Origin of the sequence: Rhizobium viscosum, from assembly GCF_014873945.1 — a bacterium.
Lineage (GTDB): Bacteria > Pseudomonadota > Alphaproteobacteria > Rhizobiales > Rhizobiaceae > Rhizobium > Rhizobium viscosum.
The window spans coordinates 1,957,770-1,974,743 of record NZ_JADBEC010000001.1 but is presented as its reverse complement, the minus strand read 5'-3'; the positions used below and the strand labels follow the sequence as shown (position 1 = coordinate 1,974,743).

19 protein-coding genes are annotated in these 16,974 nt (G+C 60.3%); 15 read left to right on the top strand and 4 right to left on the bottom strand.

From position 1 onward, the window contains the following. Nucleotides 1-37: 37 nt before the first annotated feature. Both H4W29_RS09835 and H4W29_RS09830 read left to right on the top strand, forming a co-directional pair. A complete protein-coding gene (locus H4W29_RS09835) occupies nt 38-694 on the top strand; it encodes a GNAT family N-acetyltransferase (protein WP_192728757.1) in 657 nt (218 codons plus the stop codon). After that, entirely contained in the window at nt 691-1,278 is a 588-nt protein-coding gene (locus H4W29_RS09830) for a GNAT family N-acetyltransferase (RefSeq protein ID WP_113206096.1), read from the top strand. The genes H4W29_RS09835 and H4W29_RS09830 overlap by 4 nt, the downstream gene beginning before the upstream one ends. Nucleotides 1,279-1,416: 138 nt before the next feature. On the opposite strand, the gene H4W29_RS09825 is transcribed toward H4W29_RS09830, so the two are convergent. After that, the gene (locus H4W29_RS09825) at nt 1,417-2,283 is read right to left on the bottom strand and encodes an endonuclease/exonuclease/phosphatase family protein (RefSeq protein ID WP_192728756.1); all 867 of its coding nucleotides are present in this window, start codon (nt 2,281-2,283) and stop codon (nt 1,417-1,419) included. A gap of 83 nt (nt 2,284-2,366) precedes the next feature. Between H4W29_RS09825 and obgE the strand changes: the two genes are divergently transcribed. From obgE to modC, 7 genes are all read left to right on the top strand, one after another. Beyond that, complete coding sequence (gene obgE, locus H4W29_RS09820) at nt 2,367-3,437, top strand: GTPase ObgE (RefSeq protein WP_192728755.1); 1,071 nt, start codon at nt 2,367-2,369, stop codon at nt 3,435-3,437. Then, complete coding sequence (proB, locus tag H4W29_RS09815) at nt 3,430-4,599, top strand: glutamate 5-kinase (protein ID WP_192728754.1); 1,170 nt, start codon at nt 3,430-3,432, stop codon at nt 4,597-4,599. Before obgE ends, proB begins: the two co-directional genes overlap by 8 nt. Further along, nucleotides 4,592-5,875 carry a glutamate-5-semialdehyde dehydrogenase gene (locus H4W29_RS09810; RefSeq protein ID WP_192728753.1) on the top strand — a complete coding sequence of 428 codons (1,284 nt, stop codon included), beginning with the start codon at nt 4,592-4,594 and terminating at the stop codon, nt 5,873-5,875. Before proB ends, H4W29_RS09810 begins: the two co-directional genes overlap by 8 nt. 37 nt (nt 5,876-5,912) lie before the next feature. After that, nucleotides 5,913-6,512 (top strand): nicotinate-nucleotide adenylyltransferase, encoded by a 600-nt coding sequence (locus H4W29_RS09805; protein WP_210332275.1) that lies wholly within the window; start codon nt 5,913-5,915, stop codon nt 6,510-6,512. 496 nt (nt 6,513-7,008) lie between these two features. Beyond that, a complete protein-coding gene (gene modA / locus H4W29_RS09800) occupies nt 7,009-7,800 on the top strand; it encodes a molybdate ABC transporter substrate-binding protein (protein WP_192728751.1) in 792 nt (263 codons plus the stop codon). Nucleotides 7,801-7,875: 75 nt separating this feature from the next. Beyond that, complete coding sequence (modB, locus tag H4W29_RS09795; RefSeq protein ID WP_192728750.1) at nt 7,876-8,577, top strand: molybdate ABC transporter permease subunit; 702 nt, start codon at nt 7,876-7,878, stop codon at nt 8,575-8,577. After that, nucleotides 8,574-9,644: a molybdenum ABC transporter ATP-binding protein gene (modC, locus tag H4W29_RS09790; protein ID WP_192728749.1), complete on the top strand. Its 1,071-nt coding sequence runs from the start codon at nt 8,574-8,576 to the stop codon at nt 9,642-9,644. Before modB ends, modC begins: the two co-directional genes overlap by 4 nt. On the opposite strand, the gene H4W29_RS09785 is transcribed toward modC, so the two are convergent. Beyond that, entirely contained in the window at nt 9,645-10,022 is a 378-nt protein-coding gene (locus tag H4W29_RS09785) for a winged helix-turn-helix domain-containing protein (protein ID WP_192728748.1), read from the bottom strand. It lies immediately after the preceding gene. A gap of 209 nt (nt 10,023-10,231) precedes the next feature. Between H4W29_RS09785 and rsfS the strand changes: the two genes are divergently transcribed. The 6 genes from rsfS (at nt 10,232) to H4W29_RS09755 (ending at nt 15,975) form a co-directional block, all read left to right on the top strand. Then, complete coding sequence (rsfS, locus tag H4W29_RS09780) at nt 10,232-10,675, top strand: ribosome silencing factor (RefSeq protein ID WP_192728747.1); 444 nt, start codon at nt 10,232-10,234, stop codon at nt 10,673-10,675. Nucleotides 10,676-10,793: 118 nt separating this feature from the next. Beyond that, a complete protein-coding gene (rlmH, locus tag H4W29_RS09775) occupies nt 10,794-11,276 on the top strand; it encodes a 23S rRNA (pseudouridine(1915)-N(3))-methyltransferase RlmH (RefSeq protein ID WP_192728746.1) in 483 nt (160 codons plus the stop codon). A 154-nt stretch (nt 11,277-11,430) separates the two neighbouring features. Further along, on the top strand, nt 11,431-12,840 hold the full coding sequence (locus H4W29_RS09770; protein WP_192730702.1) for a murein hydrolase activator EnvC family protein: 1,410 nt from the start codon (nt 11,431-11,433) through the stop codon (nt 12,838-12,840). After that, nucleotides 12,830-14,152, top strand: a complete 1,323-nt coding sequence (locus tag H4W29_RS09765; RefSeq protein WP_192728745.1) for a S41 family peptidase — start codon at nt 12,830-12,832, stop codon at nt 14,150-14,152. The genes H4W29_RS09770 and H4W29_RS09765 overlap by 11 nt, the downstream gene beginning before the upstream one ends. A 77-nt stretch (nt 14,153-14,229) precedes the next feature. Beyond that, a complete protein-coding gene (locus H4W29_RS09760) occupies nt 14,230-15,429 on the top strand; it encodes a divergent polysaccharide deacetylase family protein (RefSeq protein ID WP_192728744.1) in 1,200 nt (399 codons plus the stop codon). 12 nt (nt 15,430-15,441) lie between these two features. After that, nucleotides 15,442-15,975, top strand: a complete 534-nt coding sequence (locus H4W29_RS09755; protein ID WP_192728743.1) for an RNA pyrophosphohydrolase — start codon at nt 15,442-15,444, stop codon at nt 15,973-15,975. An 86-nt stretch (nt 15,976-16,061) separates the two neighbouring features. On the opposite strand, the gene bfr is transcribed toward H4W29_RS09755, so the two are convergent. Together bfr and H4W29_RS34315 are read right to left on the bottom strand one after the other, a co-directional pair. Further along, nucleotides 16,062-16,547, bottom strand: a complete 486-nt coding sequence (gene bfr / locus H4W29_RS09750) for a bacterioferritin (RefSeq protein ID WP_007824799.1) — start codon at nt 16,545-16,547, stop codon at nt 16,062-16,064. Beyond that, entirely contained in the window at nt 16,513-16,887 is a 375-nt protein-coding gene (locus tag H4W29_RS34315) for a (2Fe-2S)-binding protein (protein ID WP_246517151.1), read from the bottom strand. The genes bfr and H4W29_RS34315 overlap by 35 nt, the downstream gene beginning before the upstream one ends. Nucleotides 16,888-16,974: the final 87 nt, after the last annotated feature.

Sequence of the window (16,974 nt, the reverse complement as noted above, 5' to 3'; positions counted from 1 at the left end):
TCTCCCCTTTTTCTTTGTCCAAACAGGAGGACTGAACATGCAAGGCGAATTGATAAGGGTCGACCAATCACGGTCACCCCGGGAAGACCAGCGGTCTTCCATGGAACGGCTGAGGCCGGAGCGGTTAAGGACCGATTGCCCTGTCTTGTTATCGGAACGGCTCGTCATGCGCGCGCCGCACGAGGAAGACATTGACGCCCTTGCCCATCTCGCCAACAACGCCAAAGTCGCCACCATGGTATCGCGTATGCCGCACCCATATACCGCCAATGATGCCGCCGACTTTGTTTGGCGTACGCGAAATGGCGAGATTGGCAAGTGCGTCTATGCCATCACCAAGGCCGAAAACGGTGCCTTCATGGGGTGCTGCGGGGTAGAACCGCATACCGACGAGAAGACCGTCGAGATCGGCTACTGGCTGGGCGAACCCTATTGGAACCAGGGTTATATGACCGAGGCCTGCCATGCCCTCGTCGACATGGTGTTCAGGACACGGCAGCAGGTCGAGCAGATCGACGCCCGCTGCCGGGTCATGAACGTTGCCTCGCGCCGCGTCATCCAGAAGTGCGGCTTCCAGTTCCAGGGATCCGGCCTTGCCGCATCGCTGGCGCTCGGCAGCAACGTGCCGGTCGAATGGTACCGGCTCGACCGCAAGACCTGGATGTCACTGAGAAGCTGGGGGGCAATCTCATGAGCTCGGTTACCCTTCAGCGGCCCAAGAGCAAGCCCATGATGCCCGGCCCTGCGCCGGTCATCACCACGGCAAGGCTGACGCTTCGCCCGCACAGGCTGAGTGACGCTCCGGCAATTGCGGAATCGCTTTCCGATTTCGCGGTCACCCGCATGCTGGCCCGCGTTCCCGCCCCCTACGACCGGCAGGATGCGTTGGACTGGCTGATCCCGGTTACGTCAGGCGTCATGCCTGATTGGAGTTTGGCGATCACCGGCAGTGATGATGTTCATATCGGCAATGTGTCGATCGAACTCCGTCACGGCCGCTGGCACCTCGGTTACTGGCTGAACCGCTACTACTGGCAGCGCGGCTATATGAGCGAGGCGGCGGAAGCCGTGCTGGAGCGTTTCTCGCGGCGCATGCCTGACGTCCCGGTTCATTCGGGCGTCTTTGCCGACAATCCTGCATCGCTTCGGCTGCAGGAAAAGCTCGGTTTCCGGATGACCGGCTGCAGCGAAATCTACTCCTTCGCTCGCAATACCATGGTCGCTCATATCGAAACCGTGCTGCAGCCCGGCGCTCTGCAGCAGAAAAAGGTCGCCTGACATAGGAAGGACGCCGCTCTGGTGCATGTCGCGCAAAAGTGTGCAGCGGTTTTGCGATAACGACATGCACGAAACAAAGACCCTAAAGCGAGGTGAGCGATCTGAAAGATCGCGGCACGCTTTAAGGGCGGCGTCCTTTCAATCGCCGATCTCGACCCGCAAGGGAAAATGATCGGAACCTGGGAAATTCGTCTCAATGACAGCGGATTTCAACCGGTCCTTGAGGCCGCAACTGACGAAACAGTAATCGATATGCATGCGCTTGCCGTGATCTTCCGGATCCATCCAGCTGTAGCTGCCGGGCCTGTAGGCGCCAAGCGCCGCAAAGGCGTCGATCGGCGTGCCGATCCGCGCCGTGCGGCCGTAAAACCCGTCAAAAGCACCAGCGAAGGTGCAGTATTCCGGCGATTCCGGCTCCATATTGAAATCGCCCATGATCACGTAATCCTCCGGCAGCGGCGGCTCGGGCAGCCCGAGTTCGCAGCCTCCGGTCAGCGACGCGCCTTCATGAATGAACGCATTGATGCGGCCGCCGAGATAGTGGAGCTGCGCAATGCGCTCATCGATCGAAACGTGGTCGAGATGAACGGAATAGACGCGGAGAGCACCCTCAGGCATGGCAATAACGGCTTCCGTCGCACCGCGCTGCAAATTGACCTTGTCGACCGTACGGCTGCGCGGCAGAAGCAGCGTTCGCGTCGACAGGATGGGCCAGCGCGACAGAACCATATTGCCGAACTGGAAACGGGTGCCGCGCTGCAGCGAAACCTGGCCCTCCGGCGCCTCGACATGCATGTCGCAGGCCGGTCCATAGACCCAGAAATGGTCGGGAAAGAGCGCCGCGATGGTACCAGGCATGTCGGCATAATCGTTCCGGCCGAAGCCTCTCGTCACCTCCTGCAGCGCGATGACATCAGCACCTTCGAGATTTCTGGCGATGCGTTCCAGATCGTATCTGCCATCGAGACCGAAGCCGTACTGTATGTTATAGCTCGCAAAAATCACGATATTCTTTGACCTCCGCCTGAACCGCCTATATCGAATGGGCCAAGTGGGGTCGCCCAAACGCACCGAGTACTGGAAGTAAAATGAAATTTCTCGATGAAGCAAAGGTCTATATCCGGTCGGGTGATGGCGGCGCGGGCAGCGTTTCCTTCCGTCGTGAGAAATTCATCGAGTTCGGCGGGCCTGACGGAGGCGACGGCGGGCGCGGAGGCGACGTCTGGGTCGAGGCCGTCAACGGTCTCAATACGCTGATCGATTTTCGCTACCAGCAGCACTTCAAGGCCAAGGTCGGCATGCACGGCATGGGCAAGAACCGCACCGGCGCCAACGGCGACGACGTGACGCTCAAGGTTCCAGTCGGCACGCAGATCTTCGAGGAGGATCAGGAAAGCCTCATCTGCGACCTGACCGAGGAAGGCCAGCGCTTCTGCCTCGCAAAAGGCGGCAACGGCGGCTTCGGCAACGCCCACTTCAAATCCTCGGTCAATCAGGCACCGGACTGGGCCAATCCTGGCCTGGAGGGCGAAGAAAAAACCATCTGGCTGCACCTGAAGCTGATTGCCGATGCCGGCCTCGTCGGCCTGCCGAATGCCGGCAAGTCGACCTTCCTTGCTTCGGTCACGCGCGCGCGTCCGAAGATCGCCAATTACCCCTTCACGACGCTGCACCCCAACCTCGGGGTCGCGACCATCGACGAGCGGGAATTCATCCTTGCCGATATTCCCGGTCTTATCGAAGGCGCCCATGAGGGCGTGGGCATCGGCGACCGTTTCCTCGGCCATGTCGAGCGCACGCGTGTGCTGCTGCATCTCGTCTCTTCCCAGGAAGAAAAGGTCGGCAAGGCCTACAAGACGGTGAAGCACGAGCTCGAAGCCTATGGCAACGACCTGGTGGACAAGCCGGAAATCGTCGCGCTCTCGCAGATCGACGTACTCGACGATGCGACCCTGAAGAAGAAGGCCAAGGAACTCGCCAAGGCCTGCGGCAAGACACCCTTCCTGATCTCCGCCGTCACCGGCAAGGGAATGACGGAAGTGCTGCGCGCGCTGCGCGACATCATCGTCGAAGCCAATACCGAGGAAAAGCCGGCCAAGACACCGAAGCTGCGCCATCGCGACATGATCCTCACCGACGAGGACGAGAGCGATGAGTAGCCGCAAATCGCTGGACCGATATCGCCGCGTCGTCATCAAGATCGGCTCGGCACTCTTGGTCGATCGCAAAACCGGTCTGAAGAAATCATGGCTCGATGCCATGTGCGCTGATATCGCTGCGCTGAAGTCCAAAGGCGTCGATATCCTCGTGGTATCGTCAGGGGCTATCGCTCTTGGCCGCTCGGTGCTCGATCTTCCCTCCGGCGCCCTGAAGCTGGAGGAAAGTCAGGCGGCAGCGGCCGTCGGCCAGATCGCGTTGGCACGCGCTTGGTCCGAAAGCCTCTCACACGATGAGATCGTCGCCGGCCAGATCCTGCTGACCCTCGGCGATACCGAAGAACGGCGCCGTTACCTCAACGCCCGCGCCACTATCAACCAGCTTCTGAAGATCGGCGCCGTGCCGATCATCAACGAGAACGATACGGTCGCGACCAGCGAAATCCGCTATGGTGATAACGACCGTCTGGCCGCCCGTGTCGCCACCATGACCGGCGCCGACCTGCTAATCCTTCTCTCCGATATAGACGGTCTCTACACCGCCCCGCCGCATCTCGATCCCGATGCGCAATTTCTGGAAACCATTGCGGAAATCACGCCCGAGATCGAAGCGATGGCCGGTGGTGCGGCCTCCGAACTCTCACGCGGCGGCATGCGCACCAAGATCGATGCCGGCAAGATCGCGACGACTTCGGGCTGCGCGATGATCATCGCGTCGGGCAAAACGGAAAGCCCGCTTTCGGCAATCGAAAACGGTGCGCGTTCCTCCTGGTTTGCGCCTTCGGGCACGCCCGTCACCGCCCGCAAGACCTGGATCGCCGGACAGCTTCAGCCGGCCGGCATGCTGCATCTCGATGACGGTGCAGTCACAGCACTCGGCGCCGGCAAGAGCCTGCTGCCCGCCGGCGTGCGCAGCATCTCCGGTAATTTCGCCCGCGGCGATACGGTTGCGATCATCGCCCCCTCCGGCCGCGAGATCGCCCGTGGACTGGTCAGCTACGACGCAGAGGAAGCTCGCCAGATCGCCGGCCGCAAATCGGCTGACATCGAGGCGATCCTCGGTTATCCCGGCCGCGCCGCCATGGTCCATCGCGACGATATGGTCATGACGGCGCAAATCGGTTCGAAATCGGAAAGGCAGAAGAAGGACGCAAGCTATGCTTGATACAGTTGCGCTAAGCCCTGACATTGACGTGCTGATGAACGACATCGGCCGCAAGGCCAAGGCCGCCGCGCGACCATTGGGCTTTGCTTCCACCGATGCCAAGAACAAGGCTCTGAACGCGATGGCGGATGCCATTCTTGCGAACAAAGCCCATATCCTTTCGGAAAATGCGAAAGATTTGAAGGATGTGGAGGGCACGGACATGCTCGCCTCCTTCATCGATCGACTGACGCTGAACGACAAGCGCGTCACGGAAATGGCCGAGGGAATCCGCGCGATTGCCGCTCTTCCCGACCCTGTCGGCGAAGTCATTGCCGCCTGGGATCGCCCGAATGGCCTGAAGATCGAACGTGTCCGCACGCCGCTCGGCGTCATCGGCGTCATCTTCGAAAGCCGCCCGAACGTCACGGCCGACGCCGGTGCGCTTTGCCTGAAGGCAGGCAACGCCGTCATCCTGCGCTGCGGCTCGGATTCGCGCCGTTCCTCGGCTGCGATCCATGCCTGCATGGTCGAGGGCCTGAAGGCAGCCGGGCTGCCGGAACATACGATCCAGCTTGTGCCCGTGACCGATCGCGCCGCTGTCGGCGCCATGCTGCGCGGGCTTGATGGTACAATCGATGTTATCGTGCCGCGCGGCGGCAAGAGCCTCGTTGCCCGCGTCCAGAGCGAGGCACGCGTACCGGTTTTCGCCCATCTCGAAGGCCTCTGCCATATCTATGTCGATGCGTCCGCCGATCTCGAAATGGCCAAGAACATCATCGTCAATGCCAAGATGCGCCGCACCGGCGTCTGCGGCGCAGCCGAGACCCTGCTGGTCGACGGTGCCGCCATCGGCACGCATCTGACGCCGCTGATCGAGGTCCTAGTTGAAGCCGGCTGCGAGGTTCGCGGTTCGGCCACGGTTCTCAAGGCCGTAGCCGGCCTGAAGCCTGCCACCGAAGAGGACTGGTCGACCGAATATCTGGATGCCGTCATTTCCGTTGCCGTCGTTGACGGCATTTCCGGCGCGATCGACCATATCCAGAAATATTCGTCGAACCATACCGAAGCCGTGCTTGCCGAAGACCCTGAGGTTGTCGAACGCTTCTTCACGGAGATCGACTCGGCCATCCTGCTGCACAATGCCTCCACTCAGTTTGCCGATGGCGGCGAATTCGGCATGGGTGCGGAGATCGGCATCGCCACCGGCAAGATGCATGCGCGTGGCCCAGTCGGTGTCGAACAACTCACCTCCTTCAAATACCGCGTTCGCGGTCACGGACAGACGCGGCCCTGACGTGACCACAGAGCATATAGACCGGCGCTATCTCCGCATGCCGCACAGCGAACGCGGCATGATCGTCGGTCTGTTCGGCGGCTCGTTCAATCCGCCGCATGAGGGCCATGCTCTGGTCGCCGAAATCGCCATCCGCCGCCTGGGGCTGGATCAGCTTTGGTGGATGGTGACACCGGGCAATCCGTTGAAGAGCCGCAATCATCTGGCACCACTTTCGGAGCGTTTAGCGCGCAGCGAGGCGATCGCCACCGACCCACATATCAAGGTCACCGCCTTCGAACAGGCATTTGGCGTGAGCTACACGGCCAATACGCTTGCCCGCGTGAAAGCCCGCAATCCGCATGTGCATTTCATCTGGATCATGGGCGCCGACAGCCTGGAAAATTTCCATCGCTGGCAGAAATGGCAGAATATCGCGCGAACCTTCCCGATCGCTGTCATCGACCGGCCAGGCTCGACGCTCTCTTACCTTTCCTCGAAAATGGCCAAGACCTTCGCCTTTGCGCGCATCGATGAAGATGACGCCCGCGTTCTCTGGAAGAAGCCGGCGCCGGCCTGGACCTTCATTCACGGTCCACGCTCGACTTTGAGCTCGACAGCCATCCGCAACGGCGATCAGCACAAGGCCGCGGAATAATCGGATTGTTTGGAAGTTCCCGGAAATGAAAAGCCCGACGCGGGAGGAGGTGCGTCGGGCTTAAAACTTGATCGACAACTGGGAGGAGGAGTGTTGTCGATCCTATCGGACGGCTATGGGAGGAGGAGGAGAAGCCGTCGGATGATTGTCTTTTAGCACATTTGTTCAGAAAGTGAATATAGGCTGGTGCATTGCAGCAATGCACAGAATGCAAACCTTCGCGGAGCAGGATCGAATTCGCTGCCAATTTAATCAGCAAAAACAGGTTGATCCAAACTGGCTCGCCAGATCCCTTGTCGTTTACCAGGTGGATGCGCCACATTTTTTCCTCACGAGCTTTCGGCTCGAGAAGAGCCATGCACCTCACGAATGCGTGAAGAAGCGGCTTGGGAAAATCAGACCTCCGCCGTCGTTATGTTTTATGAAATACAACTCTAGTCAAAGCCCGCACACCGTTATATTCGTCTAAATATTTCGAATCCGGAGAGAAGAAATTATGCAGAGCCGCCGCCACTGGATGAAACTGGCAACCGCCGCGATCTCGGCCATCTGGCTTGGCGCAGCAGCGCTTTCGACGCCTGCCGCAGCCGCCGAAAAGGTAACGGTCTTCGCTGCCGCAAGTCTCAAGGATGCGCTTGATGCGGCCAATGCGGCCTGGGCCAAGGAAAGCGGCAAGGAAGCCGTTGCTTCCTACGCAGCAAGCGGCGCACTGGCAAAACAGATCGAAAATGCAGCCCCGGCTGACGTCTTCATTTCTGCCGACCTGAGCTGGATGGATTACGTCGCCGATAAAAAGCTGATCAAGGCGGACACGCGCTCCAACCTGCTCGGCAACCGCCTTGTTCTGGTCGCTGAGAACGGCAAGCAGAAGCCGGTCGAAATCAAGGCAGGCTTCGATCTCGCAAGCCTCATCGGCGACGGCAAGCTCGCCATGGGCGAGCCGAGGTCGGTTCCGGCCGGCAAGTATGGCCAGACAGCGCTCGACAAACTCGGCGTCTGGAAGTCCGTCGAGAGCAAGGTTGCCTATTCAGAAAGCGTGCGCGCAGCCCTTGCCCTCGTTTCCCGCGGCGAAGCGCCTTACGGCATCGTTTATCAAACCGATGCCGCCGCCGATAAGGGCGTTGCGATCGTCGGCACCTTCCCGGCCGATTCCCACCCGCCGATTATCTATCCGATCGCCCTGCTTGCCGAGAGCAAGAACCCGGATGCCGCTGCCTATCTCGACTTCCTGAAGTCGGACAAGGCTGCCCCCTTCTTCACGGCTCAGGGTTTCACCATCCTGAAATAATTGCGCAATCAGCGCCCAGAGCTTAGCGTGACGGCTCGCTTCGGCGGGCCTTCTATGTTTCGGAGAAGATGACGCTTGGATATGTTCGGCTTGAGCGATGAGGAATGGACGGCGATCCTGCTGACCCTGCGCATTTCCTTCGTCGCCATGGTGGCAAGCCTGCCGCCCGGCATCATGGTCGCGTTGCTGCTTGCCCGCGGCCGCTTCTGGGGAAAATCCATCCTGAACGGCATCGTCCACTTGCCACTGATCCTGCCGCCTGTCGTTACCGGTTTTATCCTCCTCGTCCTTTTTGGTCGCCGTGGTCCGATCGGCAGTCTGCTGGATCAATATCTGGGCATCGTGCTGTCCTTCCGTTGGACCGGTGCAGCGCTCGCTTGCGGCGTCATGGGCTTCCCGCTGATGGTGCGCAGTATCCGTCTCTCCATCGAGGCCGTCGACCGCAAGCTGGAGGAAGCTGCCGGAACGCTCGGCGCGAGCCCGGCCTGGGTCTTCCTGACCGTCACGCTGCCGCTGATTATTCCCGGTGTCATCGTCGGCATGATTCTCTGCTTTGCCAAAGCGATGGGCGAGTTCGGCGCCACCATCACCTTCGTCTCCAACATCCCCGGCGAGACGCAGACCCTGTCGACCGCCATCTATACCTTTACCCAGGTGCCGGGTGGTGACGCCGTCGCCATGCGGCTCACCCTCATATCCATCGCCATTTCCATGCTGGCCCTGCTCGCTTCGGAATTCCTCGCCTATCTCGCCGGCCGGAGGATCGATCCCGAATGACGCTCATCGTCGAAGCAAGACATCACCTCGGCGCCTTCGGGCTCGATGCCGCCTTCACCTCCGAACGCGGCGTGACGGCGCTCTTCGGTCGTTCCGGTTCCGGCAAGACCTCCGTGATCCGTATCATTGCTGGCCTCACCCGACCGGCCGAAGGCCGGGTCCTGCTCGACGGCGAGGCGCTGACGGATACGGCAAAGGGCATCTTCGTTCCCCGGCACCGCCGCCGTTTCGGCTACGTCTTCCAGGAAGCGCGGCTTTTTCCGCACTTGAGCGTCCGGACAAATCTCTCCTATGGCCGCTGGTTCACCCCCAAATCCGCACGCATTGAAAATTTCGATCGCGTCGTCGACCTGCTCGGCATCGGCCAGTTGCTTGACCGTAGCCCTTCAAAGCTGTCGGGGGGCGAGAAGCAGCGTGTCGCGATCGGTCGCGCACTGCTTTCTTCGCCGCGCCTGCTCCTGATGGACGAGCCCCTGGCCGCCTTGGACGAAGCCCGCAAGGCCGAGATTCTGCCCTATCTCGAGCGTCTGCGCGACGAGATGGATATTCCGATCGTCTATGTCAGCCATTCGATCTCCGAAGTCGCACGCCTGGCAAATCAGGTCGTCATCATGCGCGACGGCAAGGTGGAAGCCGCAGGCCCCGCAACAGAAATCCTCAGTCGTTCGTCGTTGCTCCCGGAAGACCGAAGGGAAGCCGGTGCAGTGCTGGAAGGCACAGTCGAAAGCATCGATTCGGCCAATCGGATTTCGACGGTGCTGCTGAAGGCGGGCAGGCTTTATGTTCCCGGTGCTGCGCCGGCCATAGGCAAGTCCGTGCGCATCCGCATCCCCGCCCGAGATGTGATGCTGGCAACACGGAAGCCGGAAGGGCTGAGCGCCCTCAACATTCTGGAAGGAACCGTCACGCAGGTTTCGCCGACGGAGGATGGAACCGTCGAGATCCGCCTCGATTGCACCGGCGACGCCGTGCTCTCGCGCATCACCGCGCTGTCCTGCGAGCGTCTGGGGCTAAATCCAGGCATGTCGGCTTTCGCCGTCATCAAGACGGTGGCGCTGGAAGCCTGATCAGCGCCGGCCGTCCGGCTGCGGATTGCGGTTGTTTTCCAGCCAGGCGAGATCATCGGCAAGGCTGGTGCGCACCGTCTTTTCCATGTCACGAAAGCGCGCCAGCAATTGGTCCCCGAATGGCGTCAGTGCCGCACCACCACCCTTCTGGCCGCCGCGCTGCGATTCCACCACCTGTGCCTTGAACATGCGGTTCATCTCGGCAACCAGCATCCATGCACGACGATAGGACATGTCCATTGCGCGGCCGGCCGCCGAGATCGAGCCTGTCTCGCGGATATGCTCGAGCAGCTCCATCTTGCCGTGGCCGAGGCGATCGTCATCGGGAAAGGTGATTCGCAGGACGGGTGCGAGTGGATTTTTGGCGGTTTCGGTCATTTCGGTCGGTATTTGCGGAAATCACCGGCACTTTACGCCCGACCGCAGACGCTGTACATCGCAACTCCATCTCGACCTGGGGTCGAAATCTCGATTTCGTGACGCCAAATGCGGCTTTAGGCCGTTTGCGCGCTGCGCCGCGTCTTGAAACGTTAATGGTTTGATGCCTATCTTAACCATGATCCGGTGACGCCGGATCTGTGTTGTGCATGGTTTGTCATTCCAGGAAAGGGAAAGCACTGACAACAGTACACGCCAAGGGAAAAACGCTTGCCGTTATCCCGAAGGGTGCGGAACGTGGCGCCGATGCCGCTGCCCGTGCTCTGGAAGCCGTCCTCGTGAGCCTCGAGGATTCCAAAGCTGAAGATATCGTCACCATCAACATTGCCGGAAAGTCGGCGCTGGGAGATTACATGGTTGTCGTCTCCGGCCGCTCGAACAGGCATGTCATGGCGATCGCCGATCATCTTCTGACTGATCTCAAGGATGAGGGCTTCGGTACTGCCCGCGTCGAAGGTCAGGAAGGCGGTGACTGGATCCTGATCGATACCGGTGACATCATCGTGCATGTGTTCCGTCCCGAAATCCGCGAGTTCTACAACATCGAAAAGATGTGGGCGGCTCCGGATATGGATGAGGAAACACTGCACTGACAGGCAGCCTGGCGTTCGCCCGGTGCCTGAGACGTGGTAACTGACCGGGCCGGCTTTCGATAGCTGGCCGGCAAGTCCACATTGCGCTTCCAAGGCGCGGCATAGCAGGAGCGGATGAATGCGGATTGGTCTTTTTGCGGTGGGACGGCTGAAGTCCGGCCCCGAAAAGGATCTTGCGGCCCGTTATTTCGACCGTTTTGCCAAGGCCGGTCCTGCGGTCGGCCTGGAATTTTCTCGTATCGCCGAAGTGGCCGAAAGCCGCGCCTCCAATGCGGAAACCCGCAAGCGCGAGGAAGCGGCCATGCTGCTGAAATCGCTCTCCGACGGCAGCATCCTCATTCTCCTCGACGAACGCGGCAAGGCGCTGGACAGCGAAGCTTTCGCCAATCTCCTCGGCACCTATCGCGACCAGGGCAAACGTGACCTCACGATCGCAATCGGCGGCGCCGATGGCCTGGATCCCTCGCTCTATGATCGTGCCGACCTGACACTCTGTCTTGGCAAGATGACATGGCCGCACCAGATCGTTCGCACGCTGATCGCCGAACAACTCTATCGGGCCGTGACCATCCTGTCCGGCCACCCTTATCATCGCGTCTGACGCAGACCAAAACACTCACGCAGCCGTGTTTTGCCTCAGGGCCTCTTCTGCTTCAAACTTTCTGGCCAACAGCCCCAAATCAGCTTAGGTTCCGGGCGATTTGAACGAGTAAACCCCGACACGCATGACGAGAGCTGCCCCCAAGCGATCCCGCCTGTTCCTGCCGGCCGTTGCCGCAGGGCTCGGTGCGGCTGTCATTGCCATTTCAGGAAACCCCTTTGCCGTGCAGGCGCAGGACGCTCCGCCGCCCCCCGCGGCAGCCGAACCGGCAGCCCCGGTCACGTCTGCCGAACAGCCGCCGCCTGATCCCGCCGCCGAACTTGCGAAGAAGCGCGACGAGACGAGGGCCGAGCTCGACAAGCTGTCGAAAACGATCAGTCTCTCCTCGGACAAGGCGAGCGAGCTTCAAAGCAGCATCGACAATCTGGAAAAGAGCACGGCAAGCATTCGCCAGGCGCTGATCGATTCCGCCGCCCGTCGCAAAACCCTGGAAGGCAAGATTCTCGACAGCGAGAAGAAACTCGCCGAGCTCGGCGTCAAGGAAGATGGCATCCGCCGTTCGCTGCATGAGCGCCGCGGCCTTCTGGCCGAGGTTCTTGCCGCTTTGCAGCGCATGGGCCGCAATCCGCCGCCCGCCCTTCTCGTCACACCCGATGATGCGCTTGCCTCGGTGCGCAGCGCCATTCTGCTCGGCGCCGTGGTTCCCGGTATCCGCAAGGAAACCGAAAAGCTGGCTGCCGATCTCGCCGGTCTCGCGGCGTTGCAGACAGCAAGTGCCAAGGAGAAGGAAGGCCTGACCACCACCATGGCAAACAGCCTGGAGGAGGAGCGGCGCATGGATCTGCTGCTTGCCGAAAACGACAAGCTGAGCCGCTCCAATGCCGCCGAACTGGAAGCCGAAAAGCAGCGGTCTCAGGAACTGGCAAGCAAGGCAACGACGCTCGAAAGCCTCGTCGCTTCGATGGAAACGGAGATCGCCTCCGTGCGCGATGCCGCCGCTGCCGCGAGGCAGGCAGAGGAAAACCGCAAGCTCCTGACCGACGAGCAGCGCGCCCAGGCGAAGGCCCTGGCCGACAGCGGAGTGCCCGATAAAAACCGCATTGCGCCCGCATATCCCTTCGGAGAATTGAAGGCGAAGCTGGAGTTGCCTGTGGCGGGCGATATTCTACGCCAGTTCGGAGATGCCGACGGCACCGGACACGAGGCCATGGGTATGACGGTTGCGACCAATCCGGAAACGGTGGTGACCGCCCCTGCTGATGGGTTGGTGGTTTTTGCCGGCGTTTTCCGCAGTTATGGCCAGATGATCATCCTCGACGCTGGTGACGGATATCACCTGGTTCTCTCAGGCATGGATACGATCAGCACCCGTCAGGGAAAATTCGTTTTCTCCGGCGAGCCCCTGGCCGTGATGGGTGCGAAAAGAGTGGCAAGCGCAACCGCATTGGCGCTGGAAACAGATCGGCCAACGCTTTACATTGAGTTTCGAAAGGACGGTAAACCGGTCGATTCCCGGCCGTGGTGGACCGCCAAAGACACTGGAAAGGCACGCAATGATTCGTAGGGCTTCTCTTGTTCTGGTCGGCGCACTGATGGGCGCGACTGCAATGAGCGTCATTTACTCCGCAGGCGTGCCTGCAGAGGCGGCGGGCGCATCGACCTATAAGGAGCTTTCGGTATTCGGTGATGTCTTCGAACGCGTGCGTGCGCAATATGTAACGCCGCCGGCTGAGGATAAGCTGATCGAAAACGCCATCAACGGCATGCTGTCTTCGCTCGATCCGCATTCCAGCTACATGAATGCGAAGGATGCCGAAGACATGCGCACCCAGACCAAGGGTGAGTTCGGCGGCCTCGGCATTGAAGTCACCATGGAAGATGAGCTTGTCAAGGTCATCACCCCGATCGACGATACTCCGGCTGCCAAGGCCGGCGTTCTGGCCGGCGACTATATTTCGGAAATCGATGGCCAGTCGGTTCGCGGCCTGAAGCTCGAAGACGCCGTCGAAAAGATGCGCGGCGCCGTCAACACACCGATCAAGCTGACGCTCATCCGCAAGGGCGCCGACAAGCCGATCGAACTGACGATCGTGCGTGACGTCGTGGCCGTCCAGGCCGTCAAGTCGCGCGTCGAGGATGATGTCGGCTATCTGCGCGTCATCTCCTTCACCGAGAAGACCTATCCGGACCTCGAAAAGGCGATCCAGAAGATCAAGGCCACCGTTCCCGCCGACAAGCTCAAGGGTTTCGTCCTTGACCTGCGTCTCAACCCCGGCGGTCTGCTCGATCAGGCGATCAACGTCTCCGATGCCTTCCTGGAGCGCGGCGAAGTGGTTTCCACCCGTGGCCGCAATCCGGACGAGACCCGTCGCTTCAACGCCGGTCCGGGCGACCTGACAGATCACAAGCCGCTCATCGTTCTCATCAACGGCGGTTCGGCTTCCGCATCGGAAATCGTTGCCGGGGCCTTGCAGGATCTGCGTCGTGCCACCGTTCTCGGCACCCGCTCCTTCGGCAAGGGTTCTGTCCAGACGATCATTCCGCTCGGCGAAAACGGCGCACTGCGCCTGACGACGGCGCTCTACTACACGCCGTCGGGCCGCTCGATCCAGGGCACCGGCATTACGCCTGACATCAAGGTGGAAGAGCCCCTTCCGGCCGACCTTCAGGGTAAGATGGTGACCGAGGGCGAATCTGCCCTGCGCGGCCACATCAAGGGCCAGAGCGAGACCGACGAAGGTTCGGGCTCGGTCGCCTACGTCCCGCCGGATCCGAAGGATGACGTCCAGCTCAACTACGCGCTCGATCTGCTGCGCGGCAAGAAGACTGACCCGTCCTTCCCGCCTGATCCTGAAAAGGCCGTCGTCGCCAAGTAATCCATGGATCTCAAGGCCGGGCAGCCCGCCCGGCCTTGAGACTTTCTGCTGTTTCCCGGTTTTGGAGTGGCAACGAATTGGGAACGGATCTGCATGCACCTCTAGGCCGCAACCGCAAGGCCGCGCGAAAGCGCCCCGGTATATTGCGGATCGGACAGATTGCCGCCAGCGTCTGTCTTGTCGCGATTGGCGGCTTTTCCCTTTACACGGCATTTCGCAGCGATGGCCTCGAGCAGTCGAAGCCGCCGGTATCGCAAGACAAAACGGCCGCGCCACCGAACGACACAATCCAGCAGCCACCAGCATCGGGCAATCAGGCAGCAAACGGCATGCCACGCTCGGAGCCGAGCTCGGGCGCCAATGTGGAGCGTATGGTGACCGGCGACGGCTCTGTCGTTACTAAGTACAGCCCTCGCCCGCGCGACGGCAGCGGCCCGGTTCTGGTCGATGCCATGCAGATGGGCCAGGATCCCCGCATGGCCGCCATCCCCAACGACAATCTGCTCGAAGAAACGCCCTTCGGCCGGCTGCCGATCACAGGTCCCAATGGACGACGGCCGATGGACCAATATGCGCGGCCGTGGTCCGGCAATCGCGGCACCCGCATCGCGATCGTCCTCAGCGGCCTCGGCCTCAGCCAGACCGGCACGCAGCGCGCCATCAAGCAACTACCGGAAGAAATCACTTTCGCCTTTGCTGCCAGTGGCAACAGCCTACAGCGCTGGATGCAGGATGCCCGCCGCGATGGACACGAAATATTGCTGCAGGTGCCGCTGGAGCCATTTGATTACCCAGCGAATGATCCAGGACCGGATACGCTGCTGACGTCGAGGCCCGTCGCGCGCAACCTCGAAAGCCTGCATCGGGCCATGGGCGAAATCACCAATTACACCGGCATCATGAACTATCTGGGCGGACGTTTCCTCTCCGATCCCAAGGCCATGGAACCGGTCATGCGGGATATCGGCAAGCGCGGGCTGCTGTTCCTCGACGACGGCACTTCGGCGCAATCCAAGACCGCCGTGGTCGCCAAGGGCACGGAGCTTCCTTACGCTTTCGCCGACCTGCAACTGGACAGCCAGGTCGATGTGAACACCATCCTGCAAAAACTCGATGAATTGGAGCGCATCGCTCGCCGCAACGGCCAGGCGATTGGTGTTGCCTCGGCCTTCGACGAGAGCATTGACGCGATCTCCAAATGGAGCGAGGAAGCGACCATGCGCGGCATCGAGATTGTCGGCGTCGCAGCACTCGTCAACGACCCCAAGAATCCCTGAGCGGAGAGAACCATGAGCCAGGCGACCGTAAAAGCCGAGGACCTGCCCTATCGCCCCTGCGTTGGTGTGATGATCCTCAACCGCGAGGGCCTCGTCTGGGCTGGGCGGCGCATTCCTGACGGCAATTCCGAATATGACGGTTCGCCCCAGCTCTGGCAGATGCCGCAGGGCGGCATCGACAAAGGCGAAGACCCGCTGGAGGCGGCCTATCGGGAACTCTACGAAGAAACCGGCATCAGGTCCGTCACCTTGCTCGCCGAGGCCAAAGACTGGATCAATTACGACCTTCCGCCGCAGCTGATCGGCATCGGCTTAAGGGGCAAATATCGTGGCCAGACCCAGCGCTGGTTTGCCTTCCGCTTCGAGGGCGACGAAAGCGAGATCGCCATCAACCCGCCCCCCGGCGGCCATGAGCCGGAATTCGATGCCTGGGAATGGAAGCCGATGGAAGACCTGCCCGGCCTGATCGTTCCCTTCAAGCGCGCCGTCTACGAACGGGTCGTGGCGGAATTCAGCCACCTTTCCGGCTTGATCCCGGAAGATTGAGCATCGAACGAAGCTCATCAATACGTTCCAAAACAAAACCGGCCGCCTTTAAGGCGGCCGGCTAAGATAAGATCGCCAATGGCGAATTATTCGGCTTCGTTGGCCGAATCTGCGTTCAGCTGACCGTATTTGGCTTCGCCGATCTTCTCGAGCAGTTCGAGCTGCGTTTCGAGGAAATCGATATGCCCTTCCTCGTCTGCCAGCAGCTCTTCGAAAAGCTTCATGGAAACGTAGTCGCCGGCGTCATGACAGATATCGCGCGATTTCTTGTAGGCGGTGCGGGCGTCATATTCGCCGGCAAGATCTGCCTCCAGAACTTCCTTGACGTTCTGACCGATACGCAGCGGCGCGAGCGTCTGTAGATTGGGATGACCTTCGAGGAAGATGATGCGCGCGACCAGCCGGTCGGCATGGTGCATTTCCTCGATCGATTCGGCGCGTTCCTTCTTGGCGAGCTTGGTGTAGCCCCAGTCCTCAAGAAGGCGATAGTGAACCCAATACTGGTTGACTGCACCGAGCTCTAAAAAGAGGGCCTCGTTAAGCCGCTCGATGACTTTTTTGTCGCCTTTCAATGTCCGCTCTCCTGTTTTCCTCGTGGAATTGTTTCAAGCGGGACATGAAATCAAATATTTCGGCTTCCGTCGAGTGGCGACGGGCATGATAATCTTCGGTTGTCTGGATGATGATATCGACAACGTTCGGGAAGCAACCGCAGCAACGGCCACGTTTGGCCATGGCGTGATAGACCTTCGCCGGCACGATAAGCTGCCAACAATCTTCATCGAGAAGATCGTTGATGACGTCCCGGATTTCCTTGTCGGTTATGTAATTGCAACTGCAGACGAGCACGTCTTCATTCCAAACATGACACTTACTATCGTGTTTTCTGCAAAAGAAGATAGGAACTGTCAAGAAAATTCGCGACCCTCATCCGATCACGATTCCGCCGCAGGACATCACACACCGGCGAGCTTGTCCTTAAGTCCTTAAGAAGCATCA

Bases quoted from the DNA above. Each gene is read 5' to 3' on its own strand.
- H4W29_RS09835 (WP_192728757.1), top strand. From the start codon at position 38: ATGCAAGGCGAATTGATAAGGGTCGACCAATCACGGTCACCCCGGGAA.
- H4W29_RS09830 (WP_113206096.1), top strand. From the start codon at position 691: ATGAGCTCGGTTACCCTTCAGCGGCCCAAGAGCAAGCCCATGATGCCC.
- obgE (WP_192728755.1), top strand. From the start codon at position 2,367: ATGAAATTTCTCGATGAAGCAAAGGTCTATATCCGGTCGGGTGATGGC.
- proB (WP_192728754.1), top strand. From the start codon at position 3,430: ATGAGTAGCCGCAAATCGCTGGACCGATATCGCCGCGTCGTCATCAAG.
- H4W29_RS09810 (WP_192728753.1), top strand. From the start codon at position 4,592: ATGCTTGATACAGTTGCGCTAAGCCCTGACATTGACGTGCTGATGAAC.
- H4W29_RS09805 (WP_210332275.1), top strand. From the start codon at position 5,913: ATGCCGCACAGCGAACGCGGCATGATCGTCGGTCTGTTCGGCGGCTCG.
- modA (WP_192728751.1), top strand. From the start codon at position 7,009: ATGCAGAGCCGCCGCCACTGGATGAAACTGGCAACCGCCGCGATCTCG.
- modC (WP_192728749.1), top strand. From the start codon at position 8,574: ATGACGCTCATCGTCGAAGCAAGACATCACCTCGGCGCCTTCGGGCTC.
- H4W29_RS09785 (WP_192728748.1), bottom strand. From the start codon at position 10,022: ATGACCGAAACCGCCAAAAATCCACTCGCACCCGTCCTGCGAATCACC.
- rsfS (WP_192728747.1), top strand. From the start codon at position 10,232: ATGGTTTGTCATTCCAGGAAAGGGAAAGCACTGACAACAGTACACGCC.
- rlmH (WP_192728746.1), top strand. From the start codon at position 10,794: ATGCGGATTGGTCTTTTTGCGGTGGGACGGCTGAAGTCCGGCCCCGAA.
- H4W29_RS09765 (WP_192728745.1), top strand. From the start codon at position 12,830: ATGATTCGTAGGGCTTCTCTTGTTCTGGTCGGCGCACTGATGGGCGCG.
- H4W29_RS09755 (WP_192728743.1), top strand. From the start codon at position 15,442: ATGAGCCAGGCGACCGTAAAAGCCGAGGACCTGCCCTATCGCCCCTGC.